The organism is Micromonospora sp. NPDC023966 (genome assembly GCF_040639095.1).
Lineage (GTDB): Bacteria > Actinomycetota > Actinomycetes > Mycobacteriales > Micromonosporaceae > Micromonospora.
Window position 1 is genome coordinate 37,703 of sequence record NZ_JBEZZJ010000022.1, and the last position, 17,238, is coordinate 54,940.

The following is a 17,238-nucleotide window of genomic DNA, read 5'->3' on the forward strand; positions in this document are numbered from 1 at the left end:
AGCTGTCCTTCATTCGCGACTGCGGGGTTCGCAAACCCGGCTCACTCCTCGCGCTCACGCGGCTGCGGGTACGACCACCGTGCCGGTCGCGGTGACCGCCACGATCGGCTCGGCGAGGACCTCGGCGGCCGATTCGCTCTTGTCGGGGCGGCCCCGGCACACCACGCGGGCGGCGAAGTCGATGGTGCGGCTGCGCGTGCCGACCCGGGTGACGGTGGCGACCACCTCGAGCACGTCACCGGCCTTCATCGGCGCCTTGAACTGCACGTCGGAGTAGGAGGCGAACAGCCCCTCGTCGCCGTCGGTGCGGATGCACACCTCGGTCGCGACGTCCCCGAACAGCCCCAGCGCGTACGCCCCGTCGACCAGGTTCCCGGCGTAGTGGGCGTGGGAGTACGGCACGTACCGGCGGTGGGTGACGGTCAGGCCGACCCGGGAGTCGCTCATGCTTTCGCCTTCTTGTCGGTGATCAGGGCGTGGACCAGGTAGCTGGCGACCTCGCCGGGGGTGGTGCCGCGGCCGAAGATCCGGTCCACGCCCAGCTCCCCGGTCATGGTCTCGTCGAAGCGGGGCCCGCCGACGATCAGCAGGGGCCGCTTGCCGGCGGGCATGGCCTCCCGGAACGCGGCGGACATCTCCCGGGTGTTGTGCAGATGCGCGTCGCGTTGCGTGACCACCTGCGAGACCAGGACGGCGTCGGCCTTCTCCTGCCGGGCCGCCTCGACCAGCTCGGGGACGCTGACCTGCGCGCCCAGGTTGGTGACCTTGAGTTCCCGGTAGTACTCCAGGCCCTTCTCCCCGGCGATGCCCTTGACGTTGAGGATCGCGTCGATGCCGACGGTGTGCGCGTCGGTGCCGATGCAGGCGCCCACCACGGACAGCTTGCGCCGCATCCGCTGCTTCACCACCGCGTTGACCTCCTTGGCCGACAGCAGCGGGAAGTCCCGTTCCACCACCTGCACCATGTCGAGGTCGACGAGGTGGTTCACCCGCCCGTAGACGACGAAGAAGGTGAACCCGTCGCCCATCTGCTTGGCGTGCACCAGCATCGCCGGGTCGATGCCCATCTTGTTGGCGAGCTGGACCGCGGCGCCCTCGGCGCGCTTGTCGTGCGGCACGGGCAGGGTGAACGACACCTGCACCATCCCGTCGCCGGTGGTGTCCCCGTACGGCCGGACGATCTTCTTCTCCGTCATGCCGCCTGCTCCAGGATGTCCGTGGCGGGGTTGTAGTAGTCGGCCTCGTGCCTCGCGACGCCGTCGAGGCCCTTGCCCCGGTCCGCGGGCCGCTTCATGATCCCGAAGGTGCCCTCGGCGATCGCGGTCAGCAGCGACTGGTCGCCGATGCGGTCCAGCAGGTCGACGGCCTCACCGAGCACCCGATGGGCGCGCTGCTGGATGAACCCGCCCGGGGCGGGCACGAAGTCCTCGTGCAGCCCGCCCGCGGCGCCCAGCACGTACCGGACGTTCTGCAGGGCGATGTCCCGGTCGGACAGCCACGGGGTGACCACCGCCTCGGTCATCATGCCGACCAGCAGGATGCCCTGCCCAGTCATGGCGCCGACCAGGTTGAAGAACCCGTCGAGCAGGTTGCCGCGGAACACGTCGCCGGTCATGTGCTTGGTCGGCGGCATCCACTTCAGCGGCGCGTCGGGGAACAGCTCCCGGGCCAGCAACGCGTGCGCCAGCTCCAGCCGGAACGACTCCGGCAGGTCCGGGTTGATCTCGAACGCGTGACCCAGGCCCAGCTGCCAGTCGGCCAGCCCCGCCTCGTGCGCGAAGTACTCGTTGAGCAGCTGCGACACCGTCACCGTGTGCGCCTCGTCGACCGCGTCGGCGGTGGTGAGGTAGTTGTCCTCGCCGGTGTTGATGATGATCCCGGCGCGGGCGTGCACCTGCCGGGAGAACCGCTGGTCGACGAAGGTGCGGATCGGGTTGATGTCGCGGAACAGGATCCCGTACATCGAGTCGTTGAGCATCATGTCCAGCCGTTCCAGCCCGGCCAGGGTGGCCATCTCCGGCATGCACAGGCCCGACGCGTAGTTCGTCAACCGCACGTACCGGCCCAGCTCCCGCGACGACTCGTCCAGCGCCGCCCGCATCAGCCGGAAGTTCTCCTGCGTGGCGTACGTGCCGGCGAAGCCCTCCCGGGTGGCGCCCTCGGGCACGTAGTCCAGCAGCGACTGCCCCGTGGAGCGGATCACCGCGATGACGTCCGCCCCGGCCCGGGCGGCGGCCTGCGCCTGCGGGATGTCCTCGTAGATGTCACCGGTGGCCACGATCAGGTAGATCCACGGCCGCTGCTTCGGATCCCCGTACCGCTTCACCAGGCGGTCCCGCTCGACGCGGCGCCGGTCGATCTGCCGCACCCCCGCGGCGACCGCCTGCCGGGCGGCCTTCCGGGCCGCCGTGGCCGCCTTGCCGGTCGGCTGGGTGAACCGCACCGACCCGGCGGCGGCCTTCTGCGCCAGCAGCGTCACGTCCGCGATCTGCTCCCGCGCCAGGGCGTCGAACACCGGCGCGGCCACCCCGTGGCCCAGACCCACGTCGGCGACGACCGCGTCCACGAGCCGGTTCACCCACGGGATGCCGTCCGGATCGGCGCCGGTCACCCCGGCCAGCCGCAGCACCGCCCGCTCCACCGACACCGTGGTGTGGCTGCGCGCCAGATCCACCACCGGCTGACCGGCGCGGCGCGCCAACTCCCGCGCCCGCGCCACCAGCGCCGGATCCAGCCCAAGCTTGCCTGTCACCTAGAAGCCTTCCTGCTGATAGATCACGTCACCGCGCAGCACCGTGGCCCGGCACACCGGCAGCGGCGTCGGATCGTCCGCGCCGCGCGCCTCCGGGTCCTCGGCCTGCAACACCGGCAGCCCTCGCTCCACCCCGGCCGGGGTGTCCCACACCGCGAACGTCGCCGGCGCACCCAACGCCAGGACCCCCTCGTTGTCCAGGTGCACGGCCCGCCACCCGCCGCGGGTGTGCGCGGCGAACGCCGCCCGCACACTCATCCGCTGCACCGGGTTGTGGTGCGCCGCCGCCGCCCGCACCGACCCCCACGGGTCCAGCGGCGTCACCGGCGAGTCCGACCCGAACGCCAACGCCACCCCCACCCCGTGCATGGCGCCCATCGGATTCGACTCCAACGACCGGTCCAGACCCAGCCGCGACTCGTACATCCGGCCCGCGCCGCCCCACAGCCGGTCGAACGCCGGCTGCATCGACGCCACGATCCCGTACTCCACGAACCCGGCGATCAACCGCTTGCTCATGATCTCCGCGTGCTCGACCCGGTGCCGGGCCGCCCGCAACCGCTCCACGCCCAGCTTCTGCGCCGCCTGCGCGAACCCGTCCAGCACCGTGCCGATCGCCGCGTCCCCGATGGCGTGGAAACCGCCCTGCACGCCGTGCGCCGCGCAGTCCAACAGGTGGTCACGCACCTGCTCGACGCTCACGTACCCGTGCCCGCACGCCCCAGGCTCCCCGTCCAGGTACGCCGCCGACACGTGCGCCGTGCGCGACCCGAGCGCCCCGTCGGCGTACAGGTCACCGCCCGCGCCGACCGCACCCAGCTCCCGGGCCTTCGCCGCGCCCAGCAGCTCACCCCAGTACCCGTACACCTCCGGCACCCCGTCGCCGGAGATCGCCAGCAGGCCGGTGAAGTCGCTCTCGTCGGAGGTCCCCGGACCGCCGCACTCGTGCACCGCGGCGATACCCAGCGACGCCGCGTGCCGCAGCGCCGCGCGCTGCGCCGCCACCCGCTGCGCCGCCGTGACCGAGCCCAGCGCCGCCGCCCGCACCACGTGGTGCGCGTCGCGCCGCAGCCAGCCCGACGGGTCGTAGCCGGCGGTGGCCGCCGCGTCCGGGCAGGCGGCCAGCAGCGCCGCCGACACCAGCGCCGAGTGGATCGACGCCTGCGACAGGTACACCCGCCGCCCCCCGGCCGCCCGGTCCAGCGCCGCCGCGTCCGGCAGGGCCGGCTCCACCCAGCACGACTCGTCCCAGCCGTGCCCGAGCACCACCGCGTCACCCGGCAGCGCGGCGGCGAACGCCGCCACCGCGTCCAGCAGCTCACCGGCGGAGCGCACCGCCGACAGGTCCAGCCCGGACAGGGCCAGGCCGGTGTCGGTGGCGTGCACGTGCGCGTCCACGAACGCCGGCGTCACCAGCGCCCCGCCCAGCTCCACCACCCGGTCGGCGGCCGGCGCGTCGGCGTCGGCGCCCAGCCAGGCGATCCTCCCGTCACGCACCAGCAACGCCGTCGCGCTCGGGTCGGCCGGACAGTGCAGCACTCCGCCGCGATACAAGGTCGAGGGGTTCGTCATGGCGTTCAGTCTGCCGCCAGCCGCGCCTCGAACAGACGACGCACCCCCGGCTCGCCGCGCAGCAGCTCCAGCGCCAGTTCGGCGTGCCCCGGCACGTACCCGTTGCCCACCAGCATGGTCACGTCCGCGGCCAGACCCTCCGCGCCCAGCGCCGCCGCCGCGAAGCTCGTCGCCATCGAGAAGAAGATCACCGTGCCGCCGTCCCCGGTGGCCAGGACCGCCCCGTGCTCACAGCCCGGCAAGTCCACGCAGACCACCGTCACGTCCGCCGGCGCGCCCAGCGCCGTGGTCACGGCCGTGGACAGGCCCACCGGGTCACGGGCGTCGGCCAGCGCGACCGCGTCGGCCAGCCCGGCCGCCGTCAGCGCGTCCCGCTCCGCCGCCACCGGCACCACCCCGACGGTACGGCCGGCGCCGGCCCGCCGCGCCGCGGCCAGGGACAGCGAGCCGCTCTTGCCGGCGCCGCCGATCACCGCCACGGTCACCGGACGCCGGTCCTCCTCGCGGCGGCGCCGCGCCACCTGCTCGGCCACCACCCGCGCGGTCAGCGCCGGCGCCCCGCACACGTCCAGCACCGCCAGGGACAACTCCGGGTGCAGGTCGCCCGGCAGCACCGCCGCGATCGAGCGGGCGAACAGGATCGCGTACCCGTCGCAGGGCACCTGCTCGCTGCGCCCGTCCCAGCGGGCCAGCCCGTCGAGGACGGTCAGCGGCGTCAGCGTCAGCGACACCAGGGTGGCCACCCGGTCGCCCGCCGCCAGCCCCAGCGGGGACCGCTTCCCGGCCTCCTCCACGGTGCCGATCAGCATGCCGCCGGAGCCGGTGACCGGGTTCTGCATCTTCCCCCGGGTCGAGATGATCTCCAGCACCTCGGCGCGGACCTTCTCCCCGTCGCCGCCGTGCTTCTCCGACAGCTGCCGGAAGCTCGCCGCGTCCAGGTTCAGCCGCTCGACCCGGATCCGCACCTCGTTCGCGGCGATCCGCGGGTCGGCATCCAGCCGCCACGCCGCCTGCGGGAGCACCCCCGCCGGTTCCACGACTCGGTGCAGACCCACCGGTGACGTCACGCCGACCCCCAATATCCAGCCGCCCGAACCCCTGGCCAGGGCTCGCGTCGCGGGAAAACTTCCGGCAGACTAATTTCTTCACCGGATATTTTCCAGTAGCCTTCGGGATCGTTGATCACCCGCACCACATGTCAGGAGGGGCCGTGACCCAGACCCAACCGGTTGAGACCATCCCTCAACCCCGTCACGCCCCGGTCGCCGTACCGACCGCCGGGCAGCCGTACGAATACCGCCGCAGCCCCCTGGTCGAACCCGACTGGACCCGCTTCCCCGGCTGGCGCCACGTCACCCGCGAGCAGTGGGAGAACGCCCAGTGGCAGCGGGTCAACTGCGTCAAGAACATCAAGCAGCTGCGCACCGTCCTCGGCGACCTCGTCGACGAGACCTTCTACGCCGACCTCGAGGCCGACCAGAAGGCCCTGGCCACCATGTCCATGCTGGTGCCCCCGCAGATGCTCAACACCATGGTGCCGTTCGAGCCCATGACCACCGAGGCGCTCCTCGCCGACCCGGTCCGCCGCTACATGATCCCCGTCGCCTCCGACCGGCGCACCGACTGGCCCTCCCACCCCTACGCCAGCCGCGACAGCCTCCACGAACACGACATGTGGGTCGCCGAGGGACTCACCCACCGCTATCCCACCAAGGTCCTCGCCGAGCTGCTCTCCACCTGCCCGCAGTACTGCGGCCACTGCACCCGGATGGACCTCGTCGGCAACTCCACCCCCGCCGTCGACAAGCTCAAGCTCACCCTTAAGCCCGTCGACCGCTACGACGCCCACATCGCCTACCTCAAGGCCCACCCGGGCGTCCGCGACGTCGTCGTCTCCGGCGGCGACGTGGCCAACGTGCCGTGGAAGAACCTCGAGTCCTATCTCATGCGGCTGCTCGAGATCGAAACCATCCGCGACATCCGGCTCGCCACCAAGGCCCTCATGGGCCTGCCCCAGCACTGGCTCCAGGCCGACGTCGTCGAGGGCCTCGAACGCGTTGCCCGCACCGCCGCCCGACGCGGCGTCAACCTCGCGATCCACACCCACGTCAACCACCGGCAGTCCATCACCCCGCTGGTCGCCAAGGCCGCCCAGACCGCCCTCGACGTCGGCGTCCGCGACGTCCGCAACCAGGGCGTGCTCATGCGCGGCGTCAACGCCACCAGCGCCGACCTGCTCGACCTCTGCTTCGCCCTCCAGGGCGAGGCCGGCATCCTGCCGTACTACTTCTACATGTGCGACATGATCCCCAACGCCGAGCACTGGCGCGTCCCGGTCTGGCACGCCCAGCAGCTCCAGCACGACATCATGGGCTACCTGCCCGGCTACGCCACGCCTCGGATCGTCTGCGACGTCCCCTTCGTCGGCAAGCGCTGGGTGCACATGCTCACCGAGTACGACCGCGAACGCGGCATCTCCTACTGGACCAAGAACTACCGCACCTCGATCGAGTCCGCGGACCTCGAAGCGCTCAACAAGCGCTACGCCTACTACGACCCGATCGACACCCTGCCCGACACCGGCCAGGCCTGGTGGACCGCCCACCGCGACGACTGACCCGCACCACCCCGCCGCCCCCGCGAGCCACCCGGCCGCGGGGGCGACGCGCGTTCAGCCCCGTGGGGCGTACATGATCACGGCCACCCCGAGCAGGCAGATCGCCGCGCCCGTCACGTCCCACCGGTCCGGCCGGAACCCGTCCACCAGCACACCCCACGCCAGTGACCCGGCCACGAACACACCCCCGTACGCCGCCAGGATCCGGCCGAAGTTCGGATCCGGCTGGAACGTCGCCACGAACCCGTACGCCCCCAACGCCAGCACGCCGGCCGCGACCCACCACAGCCCCCGGTGCTCCCGCCAGCCCTGCCAGACCAGCCACGCGCCCCCGATCTCCGCCACCGCGGCCAGCACGAACAGCACCAGGGAACGCAGGATCGTCACCCCGCGACCCTAACCAGCCCCGCGATCGGGCACCCCGACGCCGCGCACAACGCGGCGGCGGGCCCCCGAGTGACCGGGAGCCCGCCGCCGTACGGGTCACTTGTCGAAGGCGTCCCGGATGTTCCGTCCGGCCTCCTCGACGTTCTGCCCGGCCTGCTGCGCCCGGGCGGCGCTCTGCTCGTTGGCGCCCTCGGCCCGCAACCGCTCGTTGTCGGTGGCGTCGCCGATCCGCTCCTTGGCCAAGCCGGCCAACTCCTGGGCCCGGCTCTTCGCCTTGTCGGTGAAGCTCATCCCGCCTCCTCGGCTCGTTCCCGCCGGTCGCGTCCCCGGTGCCCCTCCCCGCAAACGCTGTGCCCCCACGCACACCCTGTAAGGCATCCTAGGAAGATAGGTTTCAGGCGGTCACCAGGGCAGCGGGCCCGCCGCATCGAAGTAGCCGCCGGTCGGGCCGTCCGGGCCCACCTGGGCCATCCGGACGATAATCTCGGCGCCCTCCTCGACGGTCTGCGTGCCGGTCCGCCCGTTGAGGTCCGTCGCCGTGAAGCCGGGCTCCACCGCGTTGATCCGCATCTCGGGGAACGCCTTGGCGTACTGCACGGTGAGCATGTTGACCGCCGCCTTCGAGGCCGGATACGCCACGCCGGGATAGCCGTACGCCGGGTCGGCCGGGTCGGCGAGCCGGGTGATCGAGGCCAGGCCGCTGCTCACGTTCACCACCACCGGGGCGGCCGAGCGCCGCAGCAGCGGCAGAAACGCGTGGGTGACCCGGACCGGGCCGAAGACGTTGGTCTCGAACAGCGTCCGCATCTGCTCGGCGGTCACCTCCGCGGCGCCCACCACACCATTGTCCGCCGTCCGCCCCTCGATGCCCGCGTTGTTGATGAGCACGTCCAGTCCCCCGCCGGCCTCGACGGCGCGTACCGCGGCCGCCACCGAGGCGTCGTCGGTGACGTCCAGCGGAACGAAGCGCGCGCCCAGCCGCTCGGCGGCCCGCCTGCCGCGCTCCGCGTCCCGGCTGCCGATCCAGACGGTGTGCCCGGCGGCCACCAGCCGGCGGGCGGTCTCGAAACCGAGCCCCTTGTTGGCTCCGGTGATCAGTGTCGTCGTCATGTCACCAGGCTCCGTCGGCGCCGGGTGGCCAGCCAGGCGTCCCGTTTTCCTGGGACTGCCAGGGCCACCCCCGGCCACCGACGACGGGGCAGACTGGTGGGCGTGGCGGAGGCGGAGTTCGGGCAGGCGGTGCGGCGCTGGCGCGACCGGGTGACGCCCGAGGCCGCCGGGCTGCCCGCCGGCCGGTCACGCCGGGCGGCCGGACTGCGCCGGGAGGAGCTGGCGCTGCTGGCCGGGATCTCGGTCGACTACCTCACCCGCCTCGAGCAGGGCCGGGCGGCCCATCCGTCGGCGCAGGTCGTCGCGGCGCTGGCCCGGGCGCTGCGACTCTCCGGCGCCGAGCGGGCCCACCTCCACCGGCTGGCCGGGCTCGCGCCACCCGGCCCGCAGACCATGCCCACCGAGGTCACCCCGAGCGTGCAACGGCTGCTGGACCGGCTGGCCGGCACCCCCGTGGCGGTCTACGACGCCTCCTGGACGCTCCTGGTGGCCAACCCGCCGTACGCGGCGCTGATGGGCGACCCGTCCGGATGGCGGGGCGAGGAACGCAACGGCGTGTGGCGGCACTTCCTCGGCCCCGGCTCGCGGGTCCGGCTCGGCCCCGAGGAGCGGCGCGGGTTCGAGGCCGCGCTGGTCGGCGACCTCCGTGCCGCCGCCGCCCGCTACCCGACCGACCCGCGGCTGGGCCGGCTCCTGGCCGAGCTGCGGGCGGGCAGCCCCCGGTTCGCCGAGCTGTGGGACGCCGGCACGGTCGGCCGGCACGCGGCCGCGCGCAAGACCGTCGACCACCCGCACGTGGGCCCGCTGACCCTCGACTGCGACGTGCTCACCGTCGCCGGCAGCGACCTACGGATCATGGTCTACACGGCCGAGCCGGGCAGCGCGGACGCCGAACGCCTCGCCCTGCTCACCGTACTCGGGACCCAGTCGCTGCGCGGGTGACCTCCCGCCACCGGAGCCGGGACGGCCGGTCCGTGGTTGACTGGGCGGGTGAGCGAGATCCTGCTGATCCGGCATGGCGAGACCACCTGGAGCGCCAGCCGCCGGCACACCTCGTACACCGATCTGGAGCTGACCCCCGACGGCGAGCGGCAGTCCCGGGCGCTGGCCGCGGCGCTCGCCGGCCGGCGCTTCGTCCGGGTGCTGTCCAGCCCCCGGCAGCGCGCGACCTGCACCGCGCACCTGGCCGGGCTCACCGTCGACGCCACCGACCCCGACCTGGCCGAGTGGAACTACGGCGCCTACGAGGGACGCACCACCGCGGACATCCACGAGGAGAACCCCCGGTGGAACATCTGGACGGACGGCTGCCCCGACGGGGAGTCGCCGGCCGAGGTCGGCGCCCGGCTCGACCGGGTGCTCGACCGGGTGGCCCCGCTGCTGGAGCGGGGCACGGTCGCGCTGGTCGGCCACGCGCACAGCCTGCGGGTGCTCGGCGCGCGCTGGATCGGCCTGCCGCCGTCCGCGGGCGGGCTGCTGCGGCTGGACACCGCCACCGTCAGCGTGCTCGGCCACGAGCACGGCCGGCGGGTCATCCTGCGGTGGAACCAGCCGGTTCCGCAGACGGCCGGGACGGAGTCCGACCGGGCGGCTCGGCACTGATCTTCCTGGACGGCACCACCGCGGTGCGGGTGGAGACGACGCGCCGGGCCGGCCGGCCTGAGGGCCACGAAGCAGCGCGAGACGACGATCGGCTCCGCCTCAACGTCGAGATGCTGAGCCGGAGCCGATCGTGGGTGGCGATGCCCTCGCCGTCAGAGGTAGCGAGAGGCCTCGTCCAGGAAGCGCTGCGCGTACCGGTCCGACGGGATGTCCCCGAGGTAGTACTTCTTGAGGTCGCGGCGGGCGGCGGCGAGGGGGTCGCTGCCGAGAAGGTCGTCGAGGGCGGTGTCGAGTCCCTGCAGCCGGCCACCGTGGGCGTCGATCACGTAGGCCGCTCGCGCGAGCGGGAACGCCTCCGGGAACCGGTCCGCCGGCGTCGAGACGGCGACCATCACGAAGGGCTTCTCCGAGTACAGGTAGTCCGCCACCACGCTCGACACGTCCGACACCATCGCGTCCGACGCGTTGAAGCAGTCCGCGACCGTCATCGCCACCTCGGCCTCGGCGCCGAAGACGTGCGGCCGTCCGCTCGTGCGGCGGTCGTCGGCCAGCAGCGTCCGGATGCGCTCGCACTCACGGGCCAACGCCGCGGACCGCTGACTGTACGGATGCGGCCGGAAGACGACGCTGCACCCGCGGGCGACGAGCGCCTTGATGATGTCGTAGCCCACGAGCAGTGACGAATAGTTGGAGTCGGCGTAGAAGCCGGCCCACGTCGGGGCGTACAGGACCCGGGGGTTGGCGATCGAGGCGATCGGCCCGGTCGCGATGGCGACGTTCTCCACCTGGGGGCGCCCGACGATGGTGAACATCTCCGGGGGCATGCTCACACCGTTGGCCGCGAACCGGTCGATCGCGGCCTGGCCGGCGACGAAGTTCTTGTCGTACAACCGGAAGACCGGGTTGTGGCTCGGCACCTTGTCGCTGTCGCCGTGGTTGAGCTGGATGTGCTTCAGGTTCGTGTACCGGGCGACGTGGTTGTTCACCGTCGCGGTGTTGACGTAGAAGGCTGCCCGCAGCGACGGGGCGATGACGTCGTCGAGCTGGTTCAGCCCCATCCGCATCACCACCGGGGCCTTGGTGAGGCCCACCACCTCGTTGAAGTTGGTCTGGTTGCGAACCAGCACGAAGAACTTCCTGCCGAGGCGTTCCAGGTAGGGCAACCACATCGCGAGCTGGTAGGCGGTGCCGGCCGGCGCGCTCCAGTGCACGAGGAAGACCGGCTCGTAGGCGGTCAGCGCGGCGAGCAGTTTCGCCTCACTGCGGCGCCGCGCCCGTACCTGCCGCAGCCCCTGCAACCCGGTGTACAGGGTCAACCCGAGCGCCACGGCCGCCACCGCCAGCGCGATGCCACCGAAGACGCCGGTGAACGCGCAGACCAGTGCGACGAGCACCGCCGCGCCGTTGACCAGCGTCACCCGGCCCGTGTCGGGGTCACGCCCGGTCCGTGAGCCGATCCCGGGCAGGTTGGCCGCGACGGGGTAGACCGCCTCGAACGCGGACGCCAACAGCGGTTCGCCGAGAACCGCCAGGCCCGCGACGGCGACACCGACGGCCAGGGCCGGATCGAGACTGCCGTGTACCGCGCCGAGCAGGTACGCGCTGGCGAGCAGGAGGACCCGCGCCACGACGGACGTTCCGGCGGCCGGCGGACCGCCACGCCACGTCCAGGCCAGCAGACCGAGCGCGAGGACCGCCGGGGGGAGCGCCCAGAGGCGGGAGTCTCCCACCGCCGCCAGCAGCAGGGCGGCAAGGGCCGCCACCTCGACCGCCGAGGCGGGCAGCCGCGTCCCGATGGCCGAGGTCCGCACCTCCGCCAGCCATCCGCTCATCCGGGACCGGCCCGGCTTCGACGCCGTCATCGCCGGATCCCCACCGACGACGGGCCGACCCGCAGCAGCCGCCTCGCCCGACCCCGGCAGGCCGCCAGGAAGTTCTGTTGCAACGCCAACTCCTTCTTCAACTCGCTACCCGCTCCCCGGGCCCCCACGGCCCGGTGAACGGTGGTTCAGAGCGCAGGCGAATCGTCGCGGGTCGCCCTCGGGTCCCAACCGCCGCCGGCGCACGTGCGACACCACCTGCCGTCGCCCGGACGGCATCCGCGCCCGGCCGGCAGCGGAGGTGATCACCGCCCGCCGAGCGGGGTCAACCCGCCTGCGAACCCGCCGACTCCGCCGCGACGCCACGGAGCCGCTGCTGGGTCACCGGCTCCGGGCCGACCTTCGGCGGGCGGTGCTCGTACGGGGTGGAGAGCACCACGGTGGTCCGGGTGGTGACGTTCGCGGCCGTCCGGATCTCCTGCAGCACCCGCTCCAGGTCCGCCGGGCTCGCCACCCGCACCAGCAGGAGGTAGAAGTCCTCGCCGGCGACCGAGTAGCACGAGTCGATCTCCGGCAGGTGGGCCAGCCGCTCCGGGGCGTCGTCCGGCTGCGAGGGGTCGAACGGCCGGATCGCCACGAACGCGGTCAACGGCAGGTCCAGCGCCTCGAACGAGACGCGCGCGGCGTACCCCTTGATGACGCCGCGCTGCTCCAGCCGGCGGACCCGCTGGTGCACGGCGGATACGGACAGGCCCACCCGCTCGGCCAGGTCCGTGTACGACAGCCGACCGTCCCCGGTCAGCGCGGCGACGATGGCGCGGTCGATCTCCTCCACGCGGTGCAACCTACCGGTAAGGGCGCTTCCACGCCGCACCCGGCCCGCCAGCGTGACGCTGTGCGGGCCGGGCGGTCGCGCACCGCGTCGATCAGCCCTTCGCCAGGGCGCGGGAGATGACCAACCGCTGGATCTGGTTGGTGCCCTCGACGATCTGGAGCACCTTCGCCTCGCGCATGTAGCGCTCGACCGGGTGGTCGGTGACGTAGCCGGCGCCGCCGAGCACCTGCACCGCGTCGGTGGTCACCCGCATCGCCATGTCGGTGGCGAACAGCTTCGCCTTGGCCGCCTCGATCGAGTACGGCCGGCCGGCGTCGCGCAGCCGGGCCGCGGCCAGGGTCAGCGCGCGGGCGGCGGAGATCTGGGTGGCGTGGTCGGCCAGGGTGAAGCCGAGCCCCTGGAAGTCGATGATCGGCCGGCCGAACTGCTGGCGCTCCCGGGCGTAGCCGATGGCGTAGTCCAGGGCGGCCTGGGCCAGGCCGACCGCGCAGGCGGCGATGCCGAGCCGCCCGGAGTCCAGCGCCGACATGGCGATGGTGAAGCCCATCCCCTCGCCGCCGATCAGCCGCTCGGCCGGCACCCGGGCCTCGTCGAAGGCGATCTGGGCGACCGGGGAGGCGTGCAGGCCCATGGTCCGTTCGGCGGCCTGCGGGTGGATGCCCGGGGTGTTCCGGTCGGCGAGTAGGCAGGAGATGCCCTTCGGGCCGGGGCCGCCGGTGCGGCAGAAGATGTTGTAGAAGTCGGCCACCCGGGCGTGGGTGATCCACGCCTTGGTGCCGGAGACGACGTACGCGTCGCCGTCGCGGACCGCCCTCGTGGTCAGGGCCGCGGCGTCCGAGCCGCCCTGCGGCTCGGAGAGGCAGTACGCCCCGAGCAGCTCCCCGCCGATCATGTCGGGCAGCAGCTTGCGCTGCTCGTCGGTGCCGAACTGGGCGACCGGGTAGCAGGACAGGGTGTGCACGCTGACCGCCTCGGCGACGGCGAGCCAGCGGCTGGCCAGGATCTCCAGCACCTGGAGGTAGACCTCGTACGGCTGGGCGGCCCCGCCGTGCTCCTCGGGGTAGGGCAGGCCGAGCAGGCCGGCCCGGCCCAGGGTGCGCAGCACCTCGCGGGGGAACTCGGCGCGCTCCTCGAAGTCGGCGGCCCGGGGAGCGAGCTCCCGGTCGGCGAGTTCGGTGGCGAGGTCCAGCAGGTCGTGGGCCTCGTCGGTGGGGAGGATCCGGTCGACAGTCATAGCGCGATGAGCTCCGTGGGGGTGGTGTTGAGCCGTTGCCCGCCGTCCGTCGTGCAGACGACGATGTCCTCGATCCGGGCGCCGTGCCGCCCGGCGAGGTAGATCCCGGGTTCGACCGAGAACGCCATGCCGGCCTCCAGCGGCCGGGGGTTGCCGGCCACGACGTACGGCTCCTCGTGGGTGTCGAGGCCGATGCCGTGGCCGGTGCGGTGCAGGAACGCGTCGCCGTGACCGGCGGCGGCGATGACGTCCCGGGCGACCGCGTCGAGCGCCTCGGCGGTCACCCCCGGGCGGACGGCCGCCACCGCGGCGCGCTGCGCCTCGTGCAGGACCGCGTAATAGTCGGTGAACTCGGCCGGGGCGGGTCCGCCGGCGACGTAGGTGCGGGTGCAGTCGGAGCGGTAGCCGGACGGCATGGTGCCGCCGATGTCGACCACCACCGGCTCGCCGGCCCGGATCGGCCGGTCGGCGGTGCCGTGGTGCGGGCTGGCGCCGTTCGGGCCGGCGGCCACGATGACGAAGTCGACGCGGACGTGCCCGGCGGCCCGGATGGCGGCGGCGATGTCAGCGGCCACCTCGACCTCGGTCCGGCCGGGGCGCAGCCACTCCCCCATCCGCCGGTGCACCGCGTCGATCGCCGCGCCCGCCTCGGCCAGGGCGGCCACCTCGGCGGGGGACTTGCGGATCCGCAGCTCGCGCAGCACCTCGGAGGCGAGCCGCTGGGCGGTGCCGGGCAGCGTGGCGCGCAGGGCGAGCACCTGCTCGGCCCACATCCGGTCGGCCAGCCCGACGGCGGCGACCGGGCCGGGCAGCGCGGCCCGCACCAGCGGCCAGGGGTCGGTGCCGTCGGCGTGGTCGACGATCCGGTAGCCGGCGCCGGGCGCGGCCTCGGCGCCGGGGCGTTCCAGCACCGGCACGATCAGGGTGGGCTCGCCCTCGGCGGGTAGCACCAGGCAGGTGAGCCGCTCCCCCTCGTGGGCGTCGTAGCCGGTCAGGTAACGCAGGTCGGAGCCCGGGGTGAGCAGCAGCGCGTCCAGGCCGGCGGCGGCGGTGGCGCGCTGGGCGGCGGCCGGCCGCTCGGACGGGTACAGCTCGTCGGTTCCCACCCCCAGAGCTTAACGGTCGTTTGGGCGGGCGCGGGAGCCCGGTGGCCGCTCAGACCCCGGCCATCCGGTCGGCCTCGGGCTTGGTCAGCCCGGAGGCTTGGAGGAGCTCGCCGACCACGGCGGTCACGGCGCGTCCCGGCGGTCCGGGCGCCACCGGCGGCACGGCCCGGGCGCGGTCACGCTCCCCTCTACCCCGGCCGCGCTCCGGTAGTCCCGCCGCGGCGTCAGGCGCTCGCGGCCTCGGCCCGGAGGTCCTCCTCCGACGCGCCGCGCCGCCAGTAGCCCGCGAAGGTGACCCGGCGGCGGTCCAGGCCGCGCTCGCCGACCAGGTGCCGGCGCACCGCCCGGACCATGCCGGCCTCGCCGGCGATCCAGGCGTACGGGGCGGCGCCGGGCAGCCGGGCGCCGCGCAGCGTGTCGGCCAGCAGGCTGCTGCCCGGACCGGTGGCGCCCCGGACCAGCCAGGTCACCTCGGCGCGGGCGGCGCTGGGCAGCGGCTGGATGTCGCCGGCCGCGGGGACCTCGACGAAGGCCCGGACCGGGGTGCCGGCGGGCAGCCAGTCGAGGATCCCGCCGACGGCCGGCAACGCGGTCTCGTCGGCCACCAGCAGCACGGCGTCGGCGCCGGTGGGCGGCTGGAAGCGCACGGTCCGCTCGTCGGGCACGGCCGGCCCGAGCAGCAGCACCCGGTCGCCCGGGCGGGCCCGGCCGGCCCAGCGGGTGGCCGGGCCGGTGTCGCCGTGCCGGACGAAGTCGATGTCCAGCTCGCCCCGCTCGGGCCGCTGCGCCCTGATCGTGTACGAGCGCATCACCGCCCGCACCGCCGGGTCCAGGGCCCGCCAGGCCGCGTACCAGTCCTCTCCCTCCTCGACCGGGACGACCAGGGCGTCCTGGCCGGGGTGCGGCAGGAAGATCGAGACGCTCTGGTCGCGGCCGCCGCCGGCGAACTCGCCGAGGTCGTCGCCGCCGAAGGTGACCCGGACCAGGCAGTCGCCCACCGCCCGGGTGGCGAGCACCCGGGCGGCGTAGAACCGGTAACGCAGGGCGACCGCGGTGGTCACGTGGTGACCTTCCGGGCGCCCCGGATGGCGGTGGCCAGGTTCTCCAGCAGCGGGGCGGCGCCGGCGTAGGAGAAACGGGGCACCGCGTCCCACGGGGTGACCTGGTCGGCCTTGACCGCGGGCAGTTGCGCCCAGGTGGGCTTGGCGGCGAGGTCCTTCGGCTGCAGGGCGGTGGGGCGGTTGTCGAGCAGGATCAGGTCGGCCGGGAACTTGCCGGTGTTCTCCCAGCTCAGCGCCTCGAAGTAGTCGCCCTGCTCGAGCTTGGTCGGCACCACCAGGTCGACGCCGAGTTCGGCGAAGTACATCAGGTCGGTGCTTACCTTGGGGTTGGAGACGTAGAAGAGGTCGGGGCTGCCCGACGCGGCCATCACCTTGATCCCCGGGTTCGCCTTGACCGCCTGGCGCACCGCCTCGGCGGCGGCGGTGAACCGGGCCTTCGCGTCGGTGACCTTCTTGGCGTCGAGGTCGGCGCCGAGGGAGCGGGCGAGTTCGGCGTACCGCTCGATCGGGCGGGTCATGGGCACCCGGGCGGTGCTGATGGCGACGCTGGGGGCCAGCGGCAGGATCTTCGCCTTGCTCTCGTCCGGGACGTACCAGAGCGCGCCCGGGTCGTACATGTGGGTGACCAGCAGGTCGGGGCGGAGCGCGGCGTACTTCTCCAGGTTGAACTCGCCCCAGGCGTTGCCGAGGATCTCGACCTGCTCGACGTCGAGGTCGCCGGCCTGCGGCTCCTTGCTGCCGTCGGTCTTCTTCGTCTCGCCGAACACGCCGACGATCTGCTTGTCGAGTCCGAAGTCGACCAGGGCGGCGGCCACCCCGGTGAAGGCGACGATCCGGCTCGGCCGGTTGGCGGCGTCGACCTTCTGCTGCCGGTCGTCGGTGAACGACCAGGGGCCGCCGGTCGGGCCGGCGCTGGTGGCGGCGTCGCCGTCCTTGCCGCAGCCGGCGAGGAGGGCACCGAGGCCGGCGGCGCCGGCGGCGGCGAGGAGGCCACGGCGGGAGAGCCGGCGGCCGGACAGGTTATCGGGCATGGCGAAGTCTTTCGGTACGGGTCTGCGAATGACCATGGACAGCGAGGTTAGGCTAACCTAACCTAAGTCGCTGTCAAGGCCCTTCCCGCCCCCCGGAGTCCACGCTGTCCG

At 73.5% G+C, this 17,238-nt stretch carries 17 protein-coding genes; 3 read left to right on the top strand and 14 right to left on the bottom strand.

The annotated features are described in order from the left end of the window. Positions 1-54 precede the first annotated feature (54 nt). From AB0F68_RS24415 to AB0F68_RS24435, 5 genes are read right to left on the bottom strand one after another with little or no spacing between them, the layout of a single operon-like run. Complete coding sequence (locus tag AB0F68_RS24415) at positions 55-447, bottom strand: hotdog domain-containing protein (RefSeq protein ID WP_355663979.1); 393 nt, start codon at positions 445-447, stop codon at positions 55-57. Beyond that, positions 444-1,196, bottom strand: coding sequence for an OAM dimerization domain-containing protein (locus AB0F68_RS24420; RefSeq protein WP_357342088.1), 753 nt, complete (start codon positions 1,194-1,196; stop codon positions 444-446). The genes AB0F68_RS24415 and AB0F68_RS24420 overlap by 4 nt, the downstream gene beginning before the upstream one ends. Beyond that, a complete protein-coding gene (locus tag AB0F68_RS24425) occupies positions 1,193-2,752 on the bottom strand; it encodes a lysine 5,6-aminomutase subunit alpha (protein WP_357342090.1) in 1,560 nt (519 codons plus the stop codon). Before AB0F68_RS24425 ends, AB0F68_RS24420 begins: the two co-directional genes overlap by 4 nt. After that, complete coding sequence (locus AB0F68_RS24430) at positions 2,753-4,324, bottom strand: amidohydrolase family protein (RefSeq protein ID WP_357342092.1); 1,572 nt, start codon at positions 4,322-4,324, stop codon at positions 2,753-2,755. Between the two features lie 5 nt (positions 4,325-4,329). Further along, positions 4,330-5,379, bottom strand: coding sequence for a zinc-binding alcohol dehydrogenase (locus AB0F68_RS24435; RefSeq protein ID WP_357342215.1), 1,050 nt, complete (start codon positions 5,377-5,379; stop codon positions 4,330-4,332). A gap of 155 nt (positions 5,380-5,534) precedes the next feature. Here AB0F68_RS24435 and AB0F68_RS24440 point away from each other — a divergent pair, with 155 nt between their 5' ends. Beyond that, on the top strand, positions 5,535-6,941 hold the full coding sequence (locus tag AB0F68_RS24440; protein ID WP_357342095.1) for a lysine 2,3-aminomutase: 1,407 nt from the start codon (positions 5,535-5,537) through the stop codon (positions 6,939-6,941). Between the two features lie 54 nt (positions 6,942-6,995). On the opposite strand, the gene AB0F68_RS24445 is transcribed toward AB0F68_RS24440, so the two are convergent. The 3 genes from AB0F68_RS24445 to AB0F68_RS24455 form a co-directional block, all read right to left on the bottom strand. Beyond that, positions 6,996-7,328, bottom strand: coding sequence for a YnfA family protein (locus AB0F68_RS24445; RefSeq protein WP_357342097.1), 333 nt, complete (start codon positions 7,326-7,328; stop codon positions 6,996-6,998). A gap of 96 nt (positions 7,329-7,424) precedes the next feature. After that, positions 7,425-7,619, bottom strand: a complete 195-nt coding sequence (locus tag AB0F68_RS24450) for a CsbD family protein (protein WP_357342099.1) — start codon at positions 7,617-7,619, stop codon at positions 7,425-7,427. Positions 7,620-7,730: 111 nt separating this feature from the next. Further along, positions 7,731-8,438, bottom strand: coding sequence for an SDR family NAD(P)-dependent oxidoreductase (locus AB0F68_RS24455; RefSeq protein ID WP_357342101.1), 708 nt, complete (start codon positions 8,436-8,438; stop codon positions 7,731-7,733). Between the two features lie 102 nt (positions 8,439-8,540). On the opposite strand from AB0F68_RS24455, the gene AB0F68_RS24460 reads away from it, so the two are divergent. After that, positions 8,541-9,380 carry a helix-turn-helix transcriptional regulator gene (locus AB0F68_RS24460; RefSeq protein ID WP_357342103.1) on the top strand — a complete coding sequence of 280 codons (840 nt, stop codon included), beginning with the start codon at positions 8,541-8,543 and terminating at the stop codon, positions 9,378-9,380. A gap of 48 nt (positions 9,381-9,428) precedes the next feature. Then, on the top strand, positions 9,429-10,040 hold the full coding sequence (locus AB0F68_RS24465) for a histidine phosphatase family protein (RefSeq protein WP_357342106.1): 612 nt from the start codon (positions 9,429-9,431) through the stop codon (positions 10,038-10,040). A 152-nt stretch (positions 10,041-10,192) separates the two neighbouring features. Here the strand turns inward: AB0F68_RS24465 and AB0F68_RS24470 are convergent, their stop codons facing one another. The 6 genes from AB0F68_RS24470 to AB0F68_RS24495 all read right to left on the bottom strand — a co-directional run bounded on the left by AB0F68_RS24470 (position 10,193) and on the right by AB0F68_RS24495 (position 17,127). Then, positions 10,193-11,902, bottom strand: coding sequence for a CDP-glycerol glycerophosphotransferase family protein (locus tag AB0F68_RS24470; protein WP_357342108.1), 1,710 nt, complete (start codon positions 11,900-11,902; stop codon positions 10,193-10,195). Positions 11,903-12,185: 283 nt separating this feature from the next. After that, a complete protein-coding gene (locus AB0F68_RS24475) occupies positions 12,186-12,695 on the bottom strand; it encodes an Lrp/AsnC family transcriptional regulator (RefSeq protein WP_357342111.1) in 510 nt (169 codons plus the stop codon). A 91-nt stretch (positions 12,696-12,786) separates the two neighbouring features. After that, entirely contained in the window at positions 12,787-13,929 is a 1,143-nt protein-coding gene (locus tag AB0F68_RS24480; RefSeq protein WP_357342113.1) for an acyl-CoA dehydrogenase family protein, read from the bottom strand. Beyond that, positions 13,926-15,041 carry a Xaa-Pro peptidase family protein gene (locus AB0F68_RS24485; RefSeq protein ID WP_357342218.1) on the bottom strand — a complete coding sequence of 372 codons (1,116 nt, stop codon included), beginning with the start codon at positions 15,039-15,041 and terminating at the stop codon, positions 13,926-13,928. The genes AB0F68_RS24480 and AB0F68_RS24485 overlap by 4 nt, the downstream gene beginning before the upstream one ends. A gap of 218 nt (positions 15,042-15,259) precedes the next feature. Then, a complete protein-coding gene (locus AB0F68_RS24490; protein ID WP_357342115.1) occupies positions 15,260-16,096 on the bottom strand; it encodes a siderophore-interacting protein in 837 nt (278 codons plus the stop codon). Next, a complete protein-coding gene (locus AB0F68_RS24495; protein WP_357342125.1) occupies positions 16,093-17,127 on the bottom strand; it encodes an ABC transporter substrate-binding protein in 1,035 nt (344 codons plus the stop codon). Before AB0F68_RS24495 ends, AB0F68_RS24490 begins: the two co-directional genes overlap by 4 nt. Between the last annotated feature and the right edge of the window lie 111 nt (positions 17,128-17,238).

Coding starts and splice junctions, on each gene's coding strand:
- AB0F68_RS24455 (WP_357342101.1), bottom strand. CDS start 8,438: ATGACGACGACACTGATCACCGGAGCCAACAAGGGGCTCGGTTTCGAG.
- AB0F68_RS24420 (WP_357342088.1), bottom strand. CDS start 1,196: ATGACGGAGAAGAAGATCGTCCGGCCGTACGGGGACACCACCGGCGAC.
- AB0F68_RS24480 (WP_357342113.1), bottom strand. CDS start 13,929: ATGACTGTCGACCGGATCCTCCCCACCGACGAGGCCCACGACCTGCTG.
- AB0F68_RS24430 (WP_357342092.1), bottom strand. CDS start 4,324: ATGACGAACCCCTCGACCTTGTATCGCGGCGGAGTGCTGCACTGTCCG.
- AB0F68_RS24450 (WP_357342099.1), bottom strand. CDS start 7,619: ATGAGCTTCACCGACAAGGCGAAGAGCCGGGCCCAGGAGTTGGCCGGC.
- AB0F68_RS24495 (WP_357342125.1), bottom strand. CDS start 17,127: ATGCCCGATAACCTGTCCGGCCGCCGGCTCTCCCGCCGTGGCCTCCTC.
- AB0F68_RS24470 (WP_357342108.1), bottom strand. CDS start 11,902: ATGACGGCGTCGAAGCCGGGCCGGTCCCGGATGAGCGGATGGCTGGCG.
- AB0F68_RS24415 (WP_355663979.1), bottom strand. CDS start 447: ATGAGCGACTCCCGGGTCGGCCTGACCGTCACCCACCGCCGGTACGTG.